Annotated in this window: 3 protein-coding genes; all 3 read right to left on the reverse strand. The window is 51.5% G+C overall.

Going from position 1 to position 21,541, the window contains the following annotated elements; genetic code table 11:
- Nucleotides 1–2,497 (reverse strand): type I polyketide synthase (locus VM802_RS13350; RefSeq protein ID WP_325531226.1); only part of this gene is annotated, 2,497 nt, incomplete at its 3' end.
- Nucleotides 2,490–6,743 carry a beta-ketoacyl synthase N-terminal-like domain-containing protein gene (locus tag VM802_RS13355; RefSeq protein WP_325531228.1) on the reverse strand — a complete coding sequence of 1,418 codons (4,254 nt, stop codon included), beginning with the start codon at nucleotides 6,741–6,743 and terminating at the stop codon, nucleotides 2,490–2,492. The genes VM802_RS13350 and VM802_RS13355, both read right to left, overlap by 8 nt.
- Nucleotides 6,744–6,772: 29 nt before the next feature.
- Entirely contained in the window at nucleotides 6,773–21,532 is a 14,760-nt protein-coding gene (locus VM802_RS13360) for an SDR family NAD(P)-dependent oxidoreductase (RefSeq protein ID WP_325531230.1), read from the reverse strand.
- Nucleotides 21,533–21,541 lie beyond the last annotated feature (9 nt).

The following is a 21,541-nucleotide window of genomic DNA, read 5'->3' on the forward strand; positions in this document are numbered from 1 at the left end:
ATACATCTTTCAGCTGCACTGCTTCACCGGCATGTACAGACAATTCACTGGCAGCCCGTGCAGCCTCCACCCATGCGGCGCCTGGCATCAGCGGGACTGCGCGGAAGCGATGGTCATTCAGATAAAAAAGCGAGGTATCAAATGTGCTCTCAAATTGTTGCGTACCTAATATAGAAATATTGCGATGCAATAACGGATGTAAGGCAACATGTGTATTTTGCCTGTTGTCCTTTACCTGTTCTATCCAGTACCTGTCTTTTGCGAAGGGGTAAAGTGGCCCGCTGATACGGCGTGGTGCAGGTGATGTACCTGCATAAAGCTGGCGCCAGTCAATGACAGCGCCCTTCACCCAGGCAGCTGCGAATGTTGCCATCTCTTTTACAACAGGTGTCTGCACCGGTGTATCGTCGTCTGAAGCATGATGGAACCAGACATCAGTTGCCGGAGCGGCAGAAAGGAAAGCTTGTAATTGCTGTAACAGCTGCGATACGCTGTGTGTCTTCACCGCCAGCCGGTTTGCAAAGGCCTCCCGGCCGGTTTGCAGCGTATACGCGAGGTTGTATAAAAATCCCGGCAATGCGCGGAGCAGTTCATCTTCCTCCCGCTGTAACCAGGCAATGGTATCCCGCGCATACTGTTCCAATGCAGCCGTTGTGCGGGCCGACAATACGATCAGCACCGGGTCAGTATATGCGACCTGCAAGGTGGTGATATGTTCCTGTAACACCAGATGACTGTTTGCGCCACCGGCTCCAAATGAACTGATACCGGCGGTGAGCGGATAAAGCACAGCCGTGCCGCCTTCCTGTATAGATACCTGATCCCAGGACGTTAATGTTCTTTGTACGTAGAAAGGCGTTTCTTCAAACCTGATATGCGGATTTAATCTGGCTGAATGAATGGAAGGTACCAGCTGCCGGTATTTTAGCTGCAACAACACTTTGGTAACGCTGGCAATGCCCGCGGCAGACTCCAGGTGGCCGATATTGGATTTAACGGCACCGGTGGCACATGACTGTGCTTTAATGCCGGAACCGGCCAGTGCCTGCACCAATCCTGCCATTTCAATCGGGTCACCGAGGGATGTACCGGTACCATGCGCTTCGATATAATTCAATGCCTGTAGCGGTACGCCTGCGTGTAGCCATGCACGTGAGATTACTTCCGTTTGCGCCACCGGGTTAGGTACAGTGTAGCCGTTTGTTTTGCCACCGTGGTTAATGGCATTCCCTTTTATTACGGCATAGATATGATCACCATCTCTTTCAGCGGCGGCTCTTGATTTCAGCAGCACTGCCCCCACTCCTTCGCCCGGAACATAACCGTCGCCGCCTGCTCCGAAGGTCCGGCACTTCCCTTCACTGGATGCAAATTTTCCCTGGCTCAGGTACAGGTATTTGGCGGGATGCAGATTGAGGTTCACACCACCAGCCAATGCCATCTCAGATTCGCCGCTGCGGATACTCTCACAGGCCAGGTGAATGGTGGTAAGTGAAGAGGAACACATGCTGTCTACCGCCATACTGGGGCCTTTAAAATTGAAAAAGTAAGAAACCCTGTTCGCTACGGAAGCGTATGAAAATCCGGGTGTCACCATGTTGCCTTTGCTGTTCTCCTCTGCTCCCAACAACTGGTATTGCGAATACATCAATCCTACATACACGCCAACTGCTTTTCCCCATAGCTGCTTCTTTGTGTATCCGGCGTCTTCCAGCGTATGCCAGATGGTCTGCAGGAACAAGCGTTCCTGCGGATCCATCTGGGCAGCCTCTTTCGGCGTGATGTTAAAAAACAATGGATCAAACTTGTCGATGTCCCGCAGAAAACCACCCCATTTGCTGTAAGTGGAACCGTCCGCATGTTTGTCAGGATTGAAATATTTATCAGCAGGCCAGCGCTCTGCGGGTATCTCGCTGATGCAATCTTTTCCTGCCTTCAGCTGTTGCCAGAATTCACTCAGATCGGCTGCCATCGGGTAACGCCCAGCTACGCCGATAATAGCGATATCATGATCAGCAAACAATTCAGTTGCAGGTAGTCCCGGAGTTAAAGGAGCCGTAACCGCCACCTGCTCTTGTTTTTCCGGTGCCGGAACATCCAGTAATGCAGCAGCATGGGTGGCAAGATATTCCGCTACTTCCTGCAAGGTCTGGTATTCGTAAAACAATGTCTTCGGTAACTCCCCCAGTTTTATTTCGAGGCGGCGGATCAGGTTAATAGCCATTACGGAATCCAGGCCATACTTTTCCATAGGAAGATCAGCCCGGATCTTTGCCGGCGGAATATTGATCTCCTCTTCCAGCGCAGTAATCAGCAATTGCAGTGCATGCTTGTAAGTACTTCCCTCGGCAGCAGGTGTGTTACTATCTTCCAAAGCGCCGCCAGATACAGGCTCCCGGTACTGATGCAGTAATACTTTTGCTTCATCAGCCGTCAGTTTCCCGGCCTTAACATTCAGCAGTAATTGTTTTATTTCAGCAGCATGTGATTTATTCATAAATATTGTTGATGAGGGTTTCTAATTGTGACAGCTGTAGTGCGTCACCATCCCATTCTTCGAGTAAGGCGGCTGCGCGATCCAGCAACGCGCCGTCATTATCAGCAACTGACCTGATGTTCTTTATGCTGAACGTATGCATCGACACCACCAGTTCACCGGCACTGTTCAACACATCTATATTGTACTGCTTCAACTGGCGTGTATTTTTATGATCGGGTTCCTGCCACAAATGAGCATATATTTCATGTCCCGCTGTAGCGCCAGTGAAAGTGATCTTATTGAAATGATAGGGAAGCAATGTATCTGTTGCATCGGTTTCCATGGCGATCACCAGCTGCAACGCACCATCCAGCAACGCAGGATGCACGGGATAGCTGCCGGGCTGTATGCCCTGCTGCAACGCGAGCTTCGCAAAAGCCTGCCCGTCACCCGTCTGCAATGATTGCAGACACCTGAAGGCGGGGCCGTATTGTAACCCCTTCAGACTGAAGAGCCGGTAACATTGTTCTATATCTGCCTTGTGGGGACAAACCGCCGCAAGCTGACGTATATCCCTTATCGTTACTGTCAGCGGGGATGGCATGAGTACGCCGGTAACATACAGCGCTATTGCTCCTCCTTCCCCGCTGCTGATATCGAAATGCTGACTGCCGTCAGACTGGGACATTATTTTTGTGGAAAGCGTAACGGGTGCAGTAACGATCACCGGCTTCAACAGTGAACAGGCGAGTATCTCTGCCTGCGGCCGGCCGGATAAGCGCTGACCGGCAGCTCTGGCCATTTCAATCATCACCGCAGCCGGAAGTATTTTATTCCCATGAAACAGGTGATCAGTCAGAAAGTATTCATCACCGCGGAGTACCGTTTCTGTCTCATGGTCTGAGAGATCATCAGTAAGCAACGGATGTAACGCGGGTGTTGCATCAGGCAGCCAATAACGCTCCCGCTCAAAAGGATAACCCGGCAACGATATACGGCGGGGCAGCACTCCATCATACAACGCAGTCCAGTCTGGCGTGTAACCGTTTACGTAGGCATCGCGTAAGAGCAGCAGACTGTTGATATAACTTGCAGGAGAAGAGAGCTGATGACGGATATTTTCTGTCATTCCGTTTATAGCTGCGGCCGAAGTTACCATATTGGAAGAAGATACCCTGCCCTGTAACTGTTGCAGGAGCTCCCCTGCAGAACGGGCCACAAATGCAGTTCTGTGGGTAAAGTGCTCCCTTCCTGTTTGTAAGGTATAGGCAACGGCAGCAATATCTGCATCAACCTCCTGGTATTGCAGCCAACGCAACAGGTCCTCCTGCTTTCTTTTCAGCGCGACGGCAGTTTCGGCAGACAATGGCACCAGGCAGGCAGGCAGAGAAACAGCAGGCTGGTAAAGATCATCAGGCGCCTCCTCCAACACAAGATGTGAATTGGTACCGCTGAAACCGAAGCTGCTGATAGCAGAACGCCTGGGGCCATCCGGCTGTTTCGGCCAGGGATGCAGCTTATCCACCACATAAAAAGGACTGCTAACAAAATCTATATAATCGTTCGCCTGATGAAAATGCAGGGAAGGTGGCAACTGCTGGTGTTTCAGCGCCATCAGCAGCTTAATAACACCGCTTACGCCCGCCGCAGATGCCGTGTGTCCGATGTTGGTTTTTACAGACCCAATCCCGCAGAACTGCTGACGGTCTGTATATTTCCTGAATGCATTTGTCAGCGCTTCCACTTCCACCGGATCACCCAGGCGGGTACCCGTGCCATGCGCTTCCACATAACTGATAGTAGCCGGGTCAATACCATACTGCTGATATACTTCCAGTTCTACCGCTGTTTGTGCAAGCGAACTCGGGGCAGTGATCCCATTGGTACGGCCATCCTGGTTCACAGCAGATCCACGGATAACGGCATACACCGGATCTCCATCGCGGCGCGCTGCATCCAGCGGCTTCAATAACAGTACGCCCACTGCTTCTCCCGGCCCAAAACCATTTGCACTGTTATCAAACGTCTTGCTGCGGCCATCAGGAGAAAACATATTACCATTGCTGGCAACAATGTAGTAGTCCGGGTCAGTGCTGATAAAGATACCTCCCGCCAGCGCCATCTCGCACTCTCCCAGCCGCAGACTCTGACAAGCGGTATGTATGGCGACCAGCGACGATGAACAGGCTGTATTCACCGCAATAGCAGGGCCTTTAAGATCCAGGAAATAGGAAATGCGTGAAGCGATCACCGATGCCTCATTACCCCAGAACGACTGCGCCTGTTTAGTAACACCTTGCTTACTCATCTTCAGCAGATAATCACTCGCCCCGCAGCCAGCGTATACACCGCATCGTTTACCCGCAAGCGTAGCACGGCTGTAGCCTGCATCTTCCAGCGCATGATAAGCCTCCTCCAGGAATAACCGCTGATGCGGGTCCATCAAGGCAGCCTCGCTCGCCGCAATGTTAAAGAACATGGCATCAAACTTATCGATGTCGTCAAGAAACGCGCCCCAGCGGCAATACGTCTTATCCAGCTTCGCAGGGTCCGGATCATAAAACTGATGATTGTTCCAGCGGTCAGCAGGCGTTTCATGCACAGTATCTACGCCGTCGACCAGGTTATTCCAGAAGGCATGCACATCTGCCGCACCGGGAAACCTGCCCGCCATGCCGATCACAGCGATCTCCCGCTGCAAAGGTGATTTATCAGGCGCCTCCCCGGCCGGTGATGACACAGCTACCGACGGCATGCTGACAACAATACGCCCGATCGTATTACGGTCCTGCTTCACCTGGTAGGCTTCCTTCACCGCAGAGAACGGGAAGATGCGATGCATGAACGGCCTGACCTTCCCACTGCGCAGGTAAGTAGCCATCGTATCCAGGTAAGCCAGTCTTTTATCCGGATGTTGCAGGAAAAATTTCTTGACATTCAGGCTGATAAAAACCTGGTTACTGATCAGGTGTCCGAGATGAAGCGGTCCTGAAGCCTGAAGACCAAACACTGCCAGTTCCACGTAGCGGCCCTCTGGCGCCAGTATATTTAAACTCGGTTGTATCGTCTCAACAGAAATAGTATTGATCACTACATCTACTCCATATCCCCCCGTAAGTGATAATATCCTGTCAGCAAAATTGCCGGTAGCATAGTTGATAATATGTGCTACGCCCACGTCTTGCAGGAAGCGTGCTTTCTCAGCAGTGCTTACCGTAGCATACACCTCTGCTCCTGCCTGTTGCGCCAGTTGCACGGCCATCAATCCGTTTGTCCCGGCAGCACCATGAATCAGCACCTTATCACCCGGCTTTACCTGCGCTCTTTCCAGTGCCATGTACATAGACACAAATGCCACCGGTATGCCTGCCGCTTCTTCAAAAGTAATATTGGAAGGCTTCTTCACCACAAATGTCTCATCGGTATTTACTACAGCTCCCTGTCCTCCCATCTTCACAGTAGTAAGCCCCATCACTTCATCGCCACGTTTCAGCCGTTTTACATTCTTCCCCGTCTGCAATACAATCCCCGCCATTTCCGCACCAGGCACAAAAGGATAATCAGGCATCACCGGGTATAACCCTCTCAATAAAAGGAAATCAGAAAAATTAACAGGAAAGGCCTTCACCAGTATCTGTACTTCATCGTCTCCCGGCGCCGCAGGATGCAGGTTTACAATTTCAATACCGGTAATGCTGCCAGGTCTCTTCAGCCACACGCCTTTATAAGGATGCGTATCATCTGCTTTCGCTGTTGCATCATTATCATCCGCAACAACAGCCGCTTCCTTCGAAACAGGTGGCGCCACCGGAAAATTGTCTTCTAACGTTAACGGTTGCACGCTTTCTATATCCAGGTTAAAAGTATCTGCCTCATTGAAGAAGCTATCCAGGTCATGGTTAACCACTACCGGCGCAGCCACAGGGATCTCTTGCTGCAGCTGTGGTTCCGGCTGCCGGATACCTGCCATTACAGGCGGTGCAACCGGTTCTTCCGCGGGATATTGTATCCTGCTGCCAAATGATTCGTAGATGTAACTACTCAATGTATTAACGGTAGGATAATCAAAGACAATGATCGTTTTCAGTACGATACCCAAAGCCTGGTTTAACCGGTTGATCAGCTCCACGCCAATAATGGAATCAAGGCCAAGTGTTGAAAACGGCTTTGTCCATCCGATTTCCGAAGTAGCCGTGTTAAGCACGGCCGACAGGCTTTCCAGCACCTGTTGCCTGATGAACGCTTGTGATTTTTCGGGGGACATGTTAAATAGGTTTTATAAATAGAATAGCTTTATCCGTTCTGTGCAATAATGCTGATACTTCCGCCATTAGCGGCAATAACAACTTCCGTCAGGGAAATGGCAGTGATCACCTGGTGCAACAATCCGTCAGCACCAGGTATCCTGATATGATGGAAACCGGATTGCTCCAGTATTTTCTCCCATCCGGCGGCAGATAACAACGCACTGTTTCCAATGCGATGCTCCTTATCTTCGTTCCTCCACCACGCTTCCTCCAAAGCATCTGTGTAATAGTGGAACTCTCTCACTGTTACCGTCTCTGTAATCACAATGCAACCACCGGGCTTCAGCAACTGCCGCATGTATTCCAGCGACTGCCTGATGTAGCGGGTGGAATGCAATACCTGCGTACAGATGATAAGATCATAGTATCCGGCTGTAAACCCCTGCGATCCAGGATCTTCATCCGGAAGCAGCTGCACAAACCGTGCAAACGGATAGGCTGCCCCGTAACGGTCCTGCAATTCCCTGAGCTGTTGTTCCGTAGTGCCTGTATAGACATATTCCACACGGAAAGGCAGCATCTGTAGTTTTTGCAGCAACTGCTGTGGGAAGATGCCGTTATCTCCGCCGAGATCCAGAATCCTGGCGCTTTCCGATTGCCAGGATTCTTCCTGTTGATACAGCAGATCTTTGATGCGCTCCGCCGCCTGTATTTCAATTTGTGCGGCGCGAAGCTGCCTGCCTGCTCCCAGTATGGGTTTTACAGGCGTGTTGCCGCTTAATATATGTTGAAGGTTAGTAAGACATTCCCATACTGTATACAGCGTATCTCTCACTACAGGATACCTGGCTGCAATCTGCTGCCTGATACTTTCCAATTTTGCAACCTCCTGCTCTATGGCCGCCACATTGAGTTCCCGCCGGATAGCCGCCACACCGTTCTTTATTTTTATAAGGCCTGCCTTTTCCAGTATCAGCAACCACGCTGTAAGCGGTTGCCGGTACACCGGCCGGATACCTGAGCGCGTGAACCATCCGTTAATTTCGTATAGGGTTTCCTGTTGTACAAACAATCCCATCTCTCTCAACGACTTCCATAACAACAGCCTTCCCATTTTCTCTACATACCTGACGGCATCTTTAATACCGCCTGCAGCAACGGTTTCCGGCTCACGGCATCCCATCTTTTCCAACACCGTCTTTTCCGCTTTAATAGCCAGCACCTGTGGCAAAGCACTGCCCAGTATCCTCCCAATGGTAGTGATACCTTCTCTGGTGCCGATAGGGAAAATACCCTGCAGCTCCAGCTGCTTCCTGTAGTATGCACCCGACACCACTCCTACGCTCCCCCAGTACCCCCAGTTGATCACCTTTACCGGATATGCCGTTTGCGCCCCAAGCCAGCGGGCATACGCATCCTCAAAGGTGGAAGCCGCTGCATAATTGCTCTGCCCCATAGAACCAGTGTAAGACTGTGCGGAAGAAAAGAAAAGGAAAAAGTCCAGCGGCTCCGTCATGAAACATTTACCCAGCAGATAACCACCTTTTACTTTTGGATCAAGTACCCTGCGGAGACTCTCTTCTTCCATCAGGTCGATAATATTGTCGCGAAGCGATAACGCCGTATGTACAACTCCGTTAATCCGTCCGAAATGCGCTATAGCCCTGGATACAGACGTATTGATACTGCTTTCATCCGTAATATCCGTTGACAGATAGAGCACATCTCCTCCCATCCTGCGGATCTCTGCCACCGTCTCTTCCTGTTCTGCAGTAAGTTGCACGCTGCGGCCAAGCCATACTAACCGCGCCTGTACCGTCTGTGCGAGGTACCTGCTGAATGCCATACCAATGCCACCCCCGCCGCCTGCCAGCAGGTATACCCCTTTCTCACGGTAAGGCGGCTTGTCTGATCCTTGCGGTGTAACGGGCCGCAATAGTTGCTCATATCTCGCCGTGGGCGTCAGCTTCACCTCATTCCCTTCCGGATGACCTGGTTCACGGAAAAGTGCTTTCGCCACTTCCCGGATATTCCCCAACGGTGCCGCCGGATGAATCTCCACGCTGATATTACTGAGGGCGATGTGACGGTATTCTTTTGCCATTGATTTGGTAAATCCATGCAACATAGCGCCAAAAGGCACTCCTAATGGCCCACCCGAAGACAACAGGTTTACATCCACCACCTTGAAGGCAGTCATGGATTGCAGGCGGTCAAGATCATTCCAGATTTTTATGAGCCGGAATAATGCGATAATGGTATGATGATAAACATGTTCCAGCAACTGCGACGAAGAGGAGACGGCACCGGTTGCTGACAGCGGACCATTTATGAAGTACACCGTATCCGCCGCGCCGGCACCCGCTATACAGGCACGCAATAATTCACCGTCGGCCGGGTCCACCATCAAAGCGCCGTTCATTCGTGGTTCAGCAGGATGACAGAGTTGAAGGTATTTCACGGAACCTTCTGCATACATTCTTCCCACTTCTTTCTCTAACCCCATCGTCTGCCCCACATAAACGATCAGCACTCCTGATGAATAAGCCGCTTTCTTTTCAGCAACCAAAGCTGCCGCCTGCCAGTAAGGTTCATAGAATCGCAGATCAGATCCTGATTTCCACCCGCGGATGCTGACATCCTCCAACACGGCTGCTACTATTCCCTTCTCACTTCGCAATACCACATCAAATACCTGTTCACCTTTCTTCTTCACATGGATATACATCACATCAGACAAAGGCGCAAAGAGCGTTATCTTCTCAACAGAAAACGGCAACTTCAGCAACTCTTCACCGGTGATGAACCTGGCACTGGTCAGCGACATACACTGCAATGCCGCATCCATGAGATAAGGCGATAATTCAAATGATGATGCCCGCAGCGCCTTTGCTACCGGCGCTGCCAGCGCTAACGCCTCTCCGTTACCAATCCAGACAGTGTTGATGCTCCGGAAACTTTCACCATATTCGAATGTGTTCTTAGCAAAGACATCGTATATTTTTTCTCCCGGTAAAACAACGGATGCCTGCTGCTGTAATCCCTTCCAGTGCTCCTCCACCGGCAATTCCCGGCTATCCGTGAAATGCGTATAGGCGATAAAGTGCTGCGTATGCTCTCCGCTGGAAATCCGGCAACAGTATCCGTCTTTCTGCTTCTCCATGCGTGTAAACGCCATTATCTCTTGTTCTTTCATCACCAATGGCGACAACCATACCACCCGGGTAATACTAAACACACGGTCCGGATGCAGTATCGCCATGGCGCCGCACAGCATCTCCAGGTAAGCAGCTCCCGGCAACAGGCACTCGTTATTTACCTGGTGTTCTTTTATCAGCGTATCCTCCGCCTTAAAAACATACTCAAATACCACTACCTGGTCATTGCTCACCGCAACGTGCTGTTTACCGCACAGCCGTTGTTTTAACACCGGCGTTTCTTTTACAACTGGCGAGGCCACCGGCGCCCAGTGGCGCTGCTTTTCAAAGGGATAAACAGGCAAAGCTATCCTTCCTGGATTTGTGTCAGGGTATAAATAGGACCAATTAATAGCAGCGCCGCTCAGCCAGTATTTAGCCAGGCTATGCAGATCACGCGCCTCCAGTGATGCCTTAATCACCAACTGGGATATATCTTCTCTTGTTTCATCTTCATCCAGTATAGCAAAAGATAATACTGGCGAATGCTTTTCACCGTCCAGGAATCTGCGGAACGATTGTAAGAGCGCAGTTGTATCCGCTGCTACAATGGCCAGGCGCACCGCCATCTCCTCACGGCCATGATGCAACGTAAATGCAATCCGGTCCAACGCGGCGACAGTCGCAACTTCCGGGCCCGGTCCCGCCAAATCCAGCACCTCCGCCAGGCAGGTAAGCGCTGAGAGCTCGTGAGTAGGGATATTCCGGTTGAAAGTATCTGCTATCAGTTCGCCCAGCTTTAACTGATGCACGCCATCCAGGCCGTATTCTGATAACGGTTGATACAGGTCAATGTCTTCCGGCGACACATGCAGGTAAGCTGCCACACTGGCTCTCAGCTGATCCGCAGTTTCACTGTTACCGGATGCGCCCGATGCCGATGGCTTCAGCCATGTAATAAAATCAGTTACATATTGTTTCAACGCAGCTTCGCTCCCCGCAGACAGTACCACCAGCTGAGGCAGCATGCTACCGCTCTTCTGCGCCGGTATGTATTCTTCAACAACGAGATGCGCATTCACACCGCCGAAACCAAATGAACTAAGTGCCGCCCTCCGGGGAATCTCATTCCCGGATGCATCACGTAACCTCTTCCAGTCCTGCTTTTCACGGACAATATAGAAAGGCGTATGCTCCAGTTGTATATAAGGGTTCTGTTCTTTCTGATGAATCGTAGCCGGTAATAACCCATGCTTCATACCAAGCAGCAATTTGAAAAGTCCTGCTATACCAGCACCTGATTCCAGGTGGCCAATATTCGTTTTTACCGATCCGATCCCACAGTAGTTTTCAGGCAATGCTTTACCGGATTTTCTCGCCAGTTCACGGAAAGCTTTTTTCAAACCATTGATCTCTATCGGATCTCCCAGGCTGGTGCCTGTTCCATGTGCTTCCACATAAGTGATCGTGGCAGGATCTACTTTGGCTTCTTCCATCGCACGCATGATCAATTCAGCCTGCGCATTCGGATTGGGAGCAGTCATCGTGTTTACACGCCCGCCGTGATTGACCGCGCTGCCACGGATGACCGCATAGATATGATCACCGTCAGCTTCAGCCCTGCTTAATGATTTCAATATCACCGCACCGGCGCCCTCTCCTCTCACGTAGCCATTGGCACTGGCATCAAAGGTCTTGCAACGTCCGTCAGGGCTTAGCATCCCCGCTTTTGCAAAGGAGATATAGATCGTAGGACTAAGCAGGAAGTTAACGCCGCCGGCAACCGCCATATCGCAACTGCCGCAGCGGATGGCTTCAATGGCGCTACGGATAGCCACCAGGGAACCGGAACACGCAGTATCTATAGGAAAGCTCGGCCCGGTGAGATTCAGCAGGTAAGATACCCTGTTGGCAAGAATAGCATGGAACATGCCCGTAGTGGTATATGCTTCCACCGGTATATGGCTGTTCTTCAGCAGTTCATAATAGTCATGGGTAGCCACGCCTACGTATAGCCCTGTACGGTAGTCGTGCAGCTGGGAAGGCTTATAGCCCGCATCTTCCAGTGCATGATACACCACCTGAAGGAAAACACGCTGCTGCGGGTCCATCAATGCAGCTTCACGCGGCGAGATACCGAAGAACTTTGCATCGAATTTATCAATGTCGGGGATAAAGCCACCCCACCGGCTGTCGGTCTTATTCTCTTCTTTCGCCGGATCACCATCGTACTCCCGCCAGTTCCAACGGTCAGCAGGTATCTCTGTAACCAGGTCGTCCCCATTGAGCAGGTGTTCCCAGAATACCGCCAGGTTTTCCGACTGTGGCAATACCCCCGCCATACCAATAATCGCTACAGGCTCCTGTAAATTCGTTACCGGGGGCATTGCGGCAGTGGTAATATTTTCCTGCACAACAGCTGTGGGTTTTGCTTCAACAACCTTTCCATGCACCGTCATTACTTCTTCTGTATACTCATCCAGCAGATGCTGAGAAAGACTGGCAGCTGTAGAGTATTCGAAGAATATAGCAGGTGTAATCTCCACCTGGTAATACTGATTCAGCTGATTGGCCAGTCGCGTGAATGCGATAGAATCCAGTCCGTAATTGCTGAGATCATACTTCGGGTTGATTCTCTCAGCAGACATCTTCGCAATATCTGCTACACATGCGATAACAGCAGCTTGCAATTGATCCGGTATTCCTGCTGCAACCGTTCCCGGAAATGCCGCTACAGCAAGGGGTGCAGCAACAGTAGCAGCCGGCCGGAAATAAGCAGACAGGTCTTCTGCAAAACTTTCCCTTAGATAAGCCCCCAGTGATGCAATATCCGGATACTCAAAAAATACAGCGGGTGTTATATCGATACCAAAGAGATGATTGATGCTGTTGGATAATTTGGTGAACGCCACAGAATCGAAACCATACCCTGTGAGATCGTAATTCACATGGAGTCTGCCTGGTTCCATCTTTTGTATGCCTGCTGCCGTTTCCCGTAATATCTGTTGTAAAGCGCCATGCCAGTCTGTTGAAGTGACAGGCACAGACGCCGCAACAGTGACTGTCTTCTTCGGTTGATCTTCCCTGTTCAGCAACTGTGTGATCCGCTCCGCATTTCCTTCCGCATACATCAGTTGCGGAATAGCTGCGCCCAGCGCCGTTTCCAATACGCTTATGCCGCTTGCAGTGCTGATCGGCGTAATGCCCATGAACGACTGCATCCAGGCCAGCGTTTCTTCATGCACCTGCATACCGCCTTCTTTCCACAAGGGCCAGTTAACAGATACTGTTCTTCCCTGCCGCAATCCCTTTGTACGCAACCGTTCCCGGTACAAGGCATACGTATCCATGAAAGCATTGGCGTAGCCATAGTCTGCCTGCCCGGCACTACCCATAACGGCAGCAGTCGAAGAAAACAGCATGCAAAATGATAACGGGGAATCTTTCAACGCTTTATCGAGATATTGTAATCCCAATAGTTTCGGTGCAAGTACACTCCGGATCTGGGCAAGGGTTTTATTTGCAATAAATGCATCTGCCAATACGCCTGCTGCATGTATCAATCCTGTAACAGCGCCATACTCAGTATGAATCCTTGCCACCATTTCCTGTACTGCAGCGGGTTGTGTAATATCGCAGGCGTGATATCGGATGTTTTCTTTCAGCAGGTTCTCCGGAACAGGTCTGCGTCCTGTAAGTACAACCGTTACATCCGGGTATTGCGCAAAGTAACGCGCAAAGATCTGCCCTAAGCCACCTGCGCCACCGGTGATGAGTATAACTCCTTTGTGTTGCGCACGCAACGCCGGCGGGGTCAGGGAAACAGGACTTGTAAACAACAGAAAACGTTCGTCCTTGTCGTATCGCACCTGCCTGATCTTTCCGGGAAACGACTGTATCTCATTAGTCAGTATCTCCGGTAACTTAGCTACAGCAGCCGATCCGGCCGTTATTCCAATGGTACAGAACCTGGCATCACTGTATTCCAATGCAGCAGATCTCAGCAGGCCAGACACAGGACTGTAGTAGTCTATACCAGCTGCATCTTCTTCATAGACATAGAACAGCGCCAGTTGCTTATACTGCGGCATAAAGGCTTGCAGCAGATACAATACAGCATAACAGCCCCGTTCCAGGAAAGGATGATCCAATCCCGCTTGCAGCGTTTCATGATCCCCCCGGAACTTTGACCAGTAATGCAGTACCGTGATAGATGGCGACGGATTCACAAGCTGCTTCAACAACTGCAGGTAGTCTGCCATGTTGAGCGGATTGATTTCATACACCTCCGGAGCCAGCTCCCGGAAAGCATTTCCCGGTTTTATCAACACCAGGGAGGTACCCGCCCGGAGTTGCTGCCTGTAATGCGTATATAACTGTTCGTCTGTGTCAAACAATAAGACAGTACCTGCCGGTAACGATGCAGCCTGCAGCTGCAAGGACGCCGGTTGCCACACCGGCTGATAAAAGTATCCGGTTGCCTTTTCTTTACCGGGCAACTCATAGGGTCTTAATACGAAGTCCTTTATCCGCACCAGCAGCCGGCCTTCGCCGTTTATAATATGTACCTGGTACTTGTTGACCTTCCCGGCCGCCGCTGTTTTATCAGCATGTACATATGCGTAACAACGGGAAGGTATCGCATCCAGTATTTCTATCTCGCCTATCGTAAACGGGATATTCAACTGCTGCAATTCCCGGCGGTTATCCAACAGCCGCAGGGCTGTTTGCAACGCGGAGTCCATCATCGCAGGATGCAGGTTGTAACGGTGATAATCCGTTTGCAGATGCGCAGGCAGCTCTAGCACAGACAAGGCTTCTTCTTCACCAAAGCGCGCCTGTCGCACCGCCTGGAAACTCTTCCCTAGTCTTAGCCCCAGGTTGTACAGCCGCGGATAAAAGACAGCGCCGTCAATTGTTTTCTGACAACGGCCGGCAATGCTGTTGATGTCGAAAGCAGTGGCGCCGGCTGATGCGGGCTGCTGATCAGCCGGAATAATTTTTCCCTGACCGTGGATAGTAATCCTGTCGTGCGAAAGCTGCGAGCTGACTTTGTAATCCCACCCGTTTTTTACTTTAGTGAAATCAATCAGCACTGTGGTAGTATCCGTAACAGATACAATACTTGCAGGCCATACATTGTTTTTCACGGATGCCACCTTCACACCTGCGGCCAGTTCAAAAGCAGCGCGCGCCATTTCAATATAGCCTACTGCAGGAAAGATGCGATCCTCCCCTACATAGTGATCATCCAGGTAGAAGGCCTTGTCTTCCAGTACTGCCTTGCAGGTATAAGATGTTGCTTCCGATTTTTCTACGGTGATGTGGAAAGGATGACCGGCTGCCACCTTTTCCTGCTGCAGCTTTTCAGCTGGCAACTCCCCGAACCAATAACTTTCTGCAGCAAAAGGATACAATGGCAGGTCTATCCGGCGGGATTGGGGGTGCCGGGAAGGCGCATGGAGCGCCTCCCATGGAACGGCGACACCTGATACCCACAACGTGGCCAGCAAATGCAGGTTCCTCTCCCTGCAATGCTGTAATATACTTTCCTGATCCGTGGCTGTTCCCTCTTGTTCCAGTCGCTTTCTTGTTTTCCCGGATCGGATATTATTCTCCCGGCGATTTATACTTTCAACCGGATAGGCTTTCATTTGCTGTAATAAGTCGCCGGCATTTTCTGCTACATAAGCCAACCGCTCTTCCAATGGCTCCCGGCCTGTCTGCAGTGACCACGCCCAATCTGCCAGGGAAAAATCGGCTGTCTCGTGTAGCCGTTCCAGTTGTGTCCGCAACAAAGCATGATAGCGTTCGAGTCCTTCTTTATCTTTTGCAGATATAACTATCAGCTGCGGTGTATTGACAACCACAGGCACTTCAGCCGGCGGTGCGGTATATTCTTCTACGATGATGTGGGCATTGGCGCCTCCTGCGCCGAAAGCGCTGATACCAGCCCTCCGTGGATATGATGACGGTAACACGTCCCATTCGCCGGCATGCTGCTGTATCCGGAAAGGCGTACCGGTAAGATCCAGTTTAGGATTCAGCACAGCAGTATGTAACGAAGGCGCCAGCTGACGGTGTTTCAGCTGCAACAGCACTTTGGTGAGCCCCGCCATACCCGCAGCGGCTTCCAGGTGGCCGATATTGGATTTCACCGATCCTACAGCGCAGCCTCCGGGATGCCCCTGAAATGCCTTCAGCAGTCCGCTCATCTCCACGGGATCACCCAACGCTGTACCCGTTCCGTGCGCCTCTATGTAACTGATAGAAGCGATGGGAATACCCGCCTCCTTAATGGCTGCTGCAATCAGGTCTGCCTGCGCATTAGGGTTAGGCACCGTAAAGCCATTGGTACGGCCTCCATGATTAACAGCCGTTCCCTTGATCACGCCATAGATCTTATCATTGTCTCTCAACGCGGCCGCCAGTGGCTTGAGCAATACCGCCCCTGCGCCCTCTCCCGGCACAAAGCCATCAGCATCCTGTCCGAAAGCGCTGCATTGCCCGCGCGGAGAGAGCATCTTCATCTGGCACAGCCAGGCGTACTTTGAAGGATGTAAGTAAAGGTTTACAGCGCCAGCTATAGCCATTTCACATTCCCCCTGCCGGAGGCTGCGGCAGGCCAGATGAATGGCAGTGAGCGAAGAAGCACACGCGGTATCAACCGGCATGCTGGGGCCCTTCAGATCGAATAGATAGGAAATTCTGTTCGCCAGTGTCCAGGGCAATGCATTGGGTATTTCAGGATTCCCCTTCTCCCATTCCACCGGCCCCAACAGGTTATAAGTGTAAGTAGTAATGCCCGCAAAGACACCCACATTACAGGAAGCACGCTCATTTCTTAATGCCGCAATACGGGCCGGCGGGTACTGCGCATCTTCCAGCGTATGCCACACCGTTTCGATGAAAATGCGTTCCTGTGGGTCCATCAGCGCGGCTTCCCGCGGAGATACACTGAAAAACAACGGATCAAATTTATCCACGTCTTTCAGGAAGGCGCCCCATTTCGCATATACGTCACCGTTATTGAAAGCAGCAACACCTTCCCGGTAATGCACCCGGTAGTCCCATCGCTCACCCGGAATTTCTGTTACGCTCTCCCGGCCGCTGCGCAGGTTTTCCCAGAACTGTTCCAGGCTGGCAGCACCTGGATATCTGCCATGCAAACCAATGATGGCAATATCCTGTACCTGGCCTGCTTCTTCAGTAAGCGTACGGGGCTTTGTCACTTCTTCATGCTTCTCAATAACAATGGCGGCAGGTACAGATACTGTTTCAGCAGGCAGCTCCCGCTGCTGATGATGCCGGAGCTGCGAAGCGTAGGCCTTTGACAAATGCGCCGCCAGCTCCTGCAAAGAGCTGTGCTCAAACAACAATGTCTTGGAAACACTGCCCAGCAATGCTTCCAGTTTATCGTTAAAATGATTGATGATAATAGAGTCTACGCCCAGTTCCTGGAAACGGCTGTCATCTTCAAGAGAAAGCGGATTTACATGCAGCAGGTCTCCGAAAATATTCCGCACGAGCAATACCGCCGCGAGATATAAATCTTCAGACACCGGCAATACAGCATCAACGGTAACCTGCTGCGGTGGATCAATCCAGCTACGCAATCTTTCCAGGTCCCCTTTCACGCACAACAACGCATCTTGCCGCAAAGTAAAAAGCTGATCCAGGAAAAGACGTGCATCTTCTCCGGAAGCTGCCTCAAAACCATTGCCCGGGTCCAGCACAGAAACGGCTCCCTGCGTAATTTTCATGCCACCGGTTTCCATCAGGGGCCACAACAGCGCATAACTGTTACCAGAGCGCTCACCGGCAGCAAGACGCCTGTTCCGCCAGGCAGCAAAGTGAGTGAGGAAACTGTTGGCATAGGCGTAATCGGTCTGTCCATAATTGCCAGTCACCGCTACCACAGATGAATACAGCAGGAAGAAATCCAGCTGGTCATGCTTCGTATATTCGTCGAGGTGAATGGCTCCCTTTACCTTGACAGCCGCCACCTCCCCGAAGGAGGCTATGCTTTTCTGCCTGAACATACTGTCGCGGAGAATACCAGCGCAATGGAAAATGCCATTAAGCATGCCGTATCTTTTTCTGATGGCATCCACCAATGCTGCAGTGGCTATTTCATCCGCTACGTCTGCCTGGATATAATGTATATTGGCATGGCCCGTAATATCCTTTGCGGACCGCCCGCATATAATAACGTGTACGCCTGTACGCTGTACAAGGCGTATAGCCAGCTCCCAACCTAGTTGTCCGGCTCCTCCTGTAATCAGGTAAACGCCGTTATCACGGATCTGCTGATCGAAGTGATGATGCCCCTGCGCCGCTTGCACTTCGCGCCAGCCATAGCTGTAACGCTGCCCGTCTTTACGGTAATGTACCAACCGGGGGTTCTTACTGCCATGATGAATCTCCTGCTGCAATACGCGCACCAGACTGGCGTCATCGATACCGGCAGCTATACCAATGATGTTTACCTGCACATCTTTCTGCTCCAGCAGCAGCGACGAGCCGCATGCCATCAATGCGTCATAGCCCGCCGTTCCGTTATCATCCTGCATCCGGTAAACAAAGAAGACAGGCAACAGCGCCTTTAGCGGCCGTGCTGCCAGGGATTGCAGGAATATCAAAAACAGGCGGACTTGTTCTGCCGGGTATACAGCTGCTCCAACGGCCGGCATATATACCAGACCCGATGGTATATCAGCAGACGCGGGATAATAATGCTGCGCGGTCAGCCGTATCACATCTCCCGATACCGGCCTGTAATCTTGTCCCTCCGCCAGCGCCCAGGTGAGCGGATATGATCCGCCAACCGTTGTTAATGGCTGGTGGCGCCATTCCTGGCAGGCATATAAAATATTCTTTGCCTGCTCTGGCGCCACAGGTTCCGGTGATAATGTCTTATTCACCCAGAACTGCTCCGGTATAAAAGCGTACCCCGGCAAAGGCACTTTACCGAATGTGCCCTGTGGATACAAATGGTTCCAGTTAATATCATAGCCATCCGTCCAGAGTGATGTCAGCACACTTACCCAGTTCTCCATATCCAGCGTCACTTCACGGATCGCTCCCTTCCTGCTACCAGGGCTGCCAACACTGATCCACTGAAAGCCTTCGGGTAACTGCCTGGTAACAGTACGCGCGTTGTTCAGCACAACATCTGCCGTATCGGGTTGCAACAATCCTCCGTAGGATTTCTTCCCCGGCTCATTGAGCCTCGCTTCCAGCTCCTGCCTGATCTCCTCAAATGCCGGCTGGTCATCCAGCAGCAACGATACAGTCTGTTCTTTGTTCAGCATGCGGTCACGCAACAGGCAGATCATCGTATACCAATGATCATCCGGTATCTTGTCCTGTAAGTCCCATTTGGCAAACAGGCGATAAAAAGTATATAGCAACAGTAATAACAACAAGCGCCCTTCGCGACTGCTGTTACTGCCGGTTTCTTCTTTCTTTAACAGGTCTTTTACAGATAATCCCCTCGCTGCAAGCAACGGCTCCCATTCGTCTGTAAGCCGGATAAATGTATGCTGACCTTGCAGCAGCACACGTGCCTTTCCGGCATATGCTGCCAGTATAGCCGGCGATGCGGTCAGATGCTGTAATAATCCCGGCAGATAACCCGCAGATAACCTGAACGGATATACGAATTGCTCAACCGCCGCATCATAAAAAGGGATAACAGGCCTGCGGCCAGACAATGTGTCCAGCGGCCCTGGCTGTAATAATGCAGTAACGGCATTTTCCACCGGTATCACTTCTGCACAGACAGCTGCCAGCAGTAAGGCGCCCTCCCCTTCGCCGGCGGAGATCAGGTCAACTGGCAGCCCTGCTTGTTTCAGGCACTGACAAACAGCATAACCTGTCATAAACCGGTAAAGCGGGATATATACACGCTCCCACAGCCCTTGCTGAAAACCGGCATACAGCTTTTTACCCAGTCTCGGCGACCCCGCCAGCATCGATAGCGTATGAACAGTTTGCCGGAACAATTCCAGCCGTTCCCAAAGTACTGCCACTGCCTGAAACCCTTCCGCCTGAAGCTGCCCCGTCAGCAAGGCGCAGGAGCCGGGTTTATGCGCAGCCGTCCTTGCATTCATCAACAGCTGTGGGATGTCTGTATGGTGGTTCACCACGCCTCCCAGCCGCCAGGGATAATGTTCCCGCCCTGTGGCCAGTGACGCACTGCTGTCAGCCAGTGACGGTACGGCAACATGTTTCCATTTCTCAGCGATCGACAAAAGGCTTTCCTTACTTTTCGCAGATAAGAGGAAGGGAAATACTTTATCCGGATATTGCGCCGGTGTATGTTGCCGGTATTCTTCCACAATTACGTGCGCATTAGCACCGCCCATCCCGAATGAGCTGATACCGGCACGCAGCGGTGCGCCATTACGCTTCCAGTCAGCAACCTGCTTCGCAACAATGAAAGGCGACCGGTCAAAATCTATCAATGGATTAAGCTCCCCGATATTGCAGGTAGGTACAATCTGCGCGTGCTTCATCATCATCAGTACCTTAATCAGGCCCGCCACACCTGCCGCAGCTTCAAGGTGACCAATGTTTGTTTTTACCGCCCCGATATGGCAGAATTGTTTACGGTCAGTAAGCGTCCGGAAAGCCCTGCTCAGCGCCTCCACTTCTATCGGGTCACCGAGGGATGTTCCCGTACCATGTGCTTCCACATAGGTGATCGTTTCCGCTGATATACCGGCATCTTTGCAGGCTGTCAGGATCAGCTGCTCCTGCGCGGCAACACTAGGCGCCGTAACGGAAGCCGTCCTGCCCACATGATTCACCGCAGAGCCTTTGATAACCCCGTAAATATGATTACCGGATGCAACGGCATCATCCAGTCTTTGCAGCAATACCAGGCCGATGCCTTCTCCCGGCACATATCCGTTCGCATCTTTGTCAAATGTTTTGCATTGCCCGTCAGGACTCAGCATTCTCGCTTTCGAAAAGGAGATATATTTCCATGGATGCAGGCAGAGATTAACGCCACCCACTAATGCATAATCCGCTTCACCTCTCTGCAATGACGCCTTTGCTTCGTGTAATGCCACCAGTGAAGAAGCGCAGGCATTATCAATGGCCAGGCTTTTACCGCGGAAACCCAGGAAATGACTCAGCCGGTTCGCCAGCATACACTCGTAGTTACCCAAGGTGGAGTAACCTTCTGTTTCTACCTGCGGACCAGCCACTTCATTCATATAATCGATGGTCATCACTCCGATGAAGACCGCTGTCTGCAGCGCTCTCAAACGAGCCATCGGAATCGCCGCATCTTCAATACAATGAACGGCCTCCTGCAATAACAGCCGCTGCTGTGGGTCCATCAAAGCCGCCTCGCGCGGAGAGATCCCGAAAAAGCGGTTATCAAAGCCGGTAACATCGTCCAGCAATCCACACCATTTAGAGATGCTTTTATTCACCGCTCCAGCTTCCGGGGAATAATATTTTTCAATATCCCAGCGGCTGCGCGGGATCTCCCGTATCGCATTCTTCCCCTGCTGCAGGTTACTGAAAAAGGTAGCATAGTCAGGGGCATCCGGGAAACGGCACGAAATGCCGACAACGGCAATATCAGGAGTTGGCACAGGTGGTGCCTGCTTCACCTGATTGTTCTTTAGTAAGCGTCTGATGAAATTCATACTTGACCG

Source organism: Chitinophaga sp. (assembly GCF_035538455.1).
Classification (GTDB): domain Bacteria; phylum Bacteroidota; class Bacteroidia; order Chitinophagales; family Chitinophagaceae; genus Chitinophaga.

Excerpts from the sequence above, each read along its gene's own strand:
- VM802_RS13355 (WP_325531228.1), bottom strand. The coding sequence starts at position 6,743 with ATGTCCCCCGAAAAATCACAAGCGTTCATCAGGCAACAGGTGCTGGAA.
- VM802_RS13360 (WP_325531230.1), bottom strand. The coding sequence starts at position 21,532 with ATGAATTTCATCAGACGCTTACTAAAGAACAATCAGGTGAAGCAGGCA.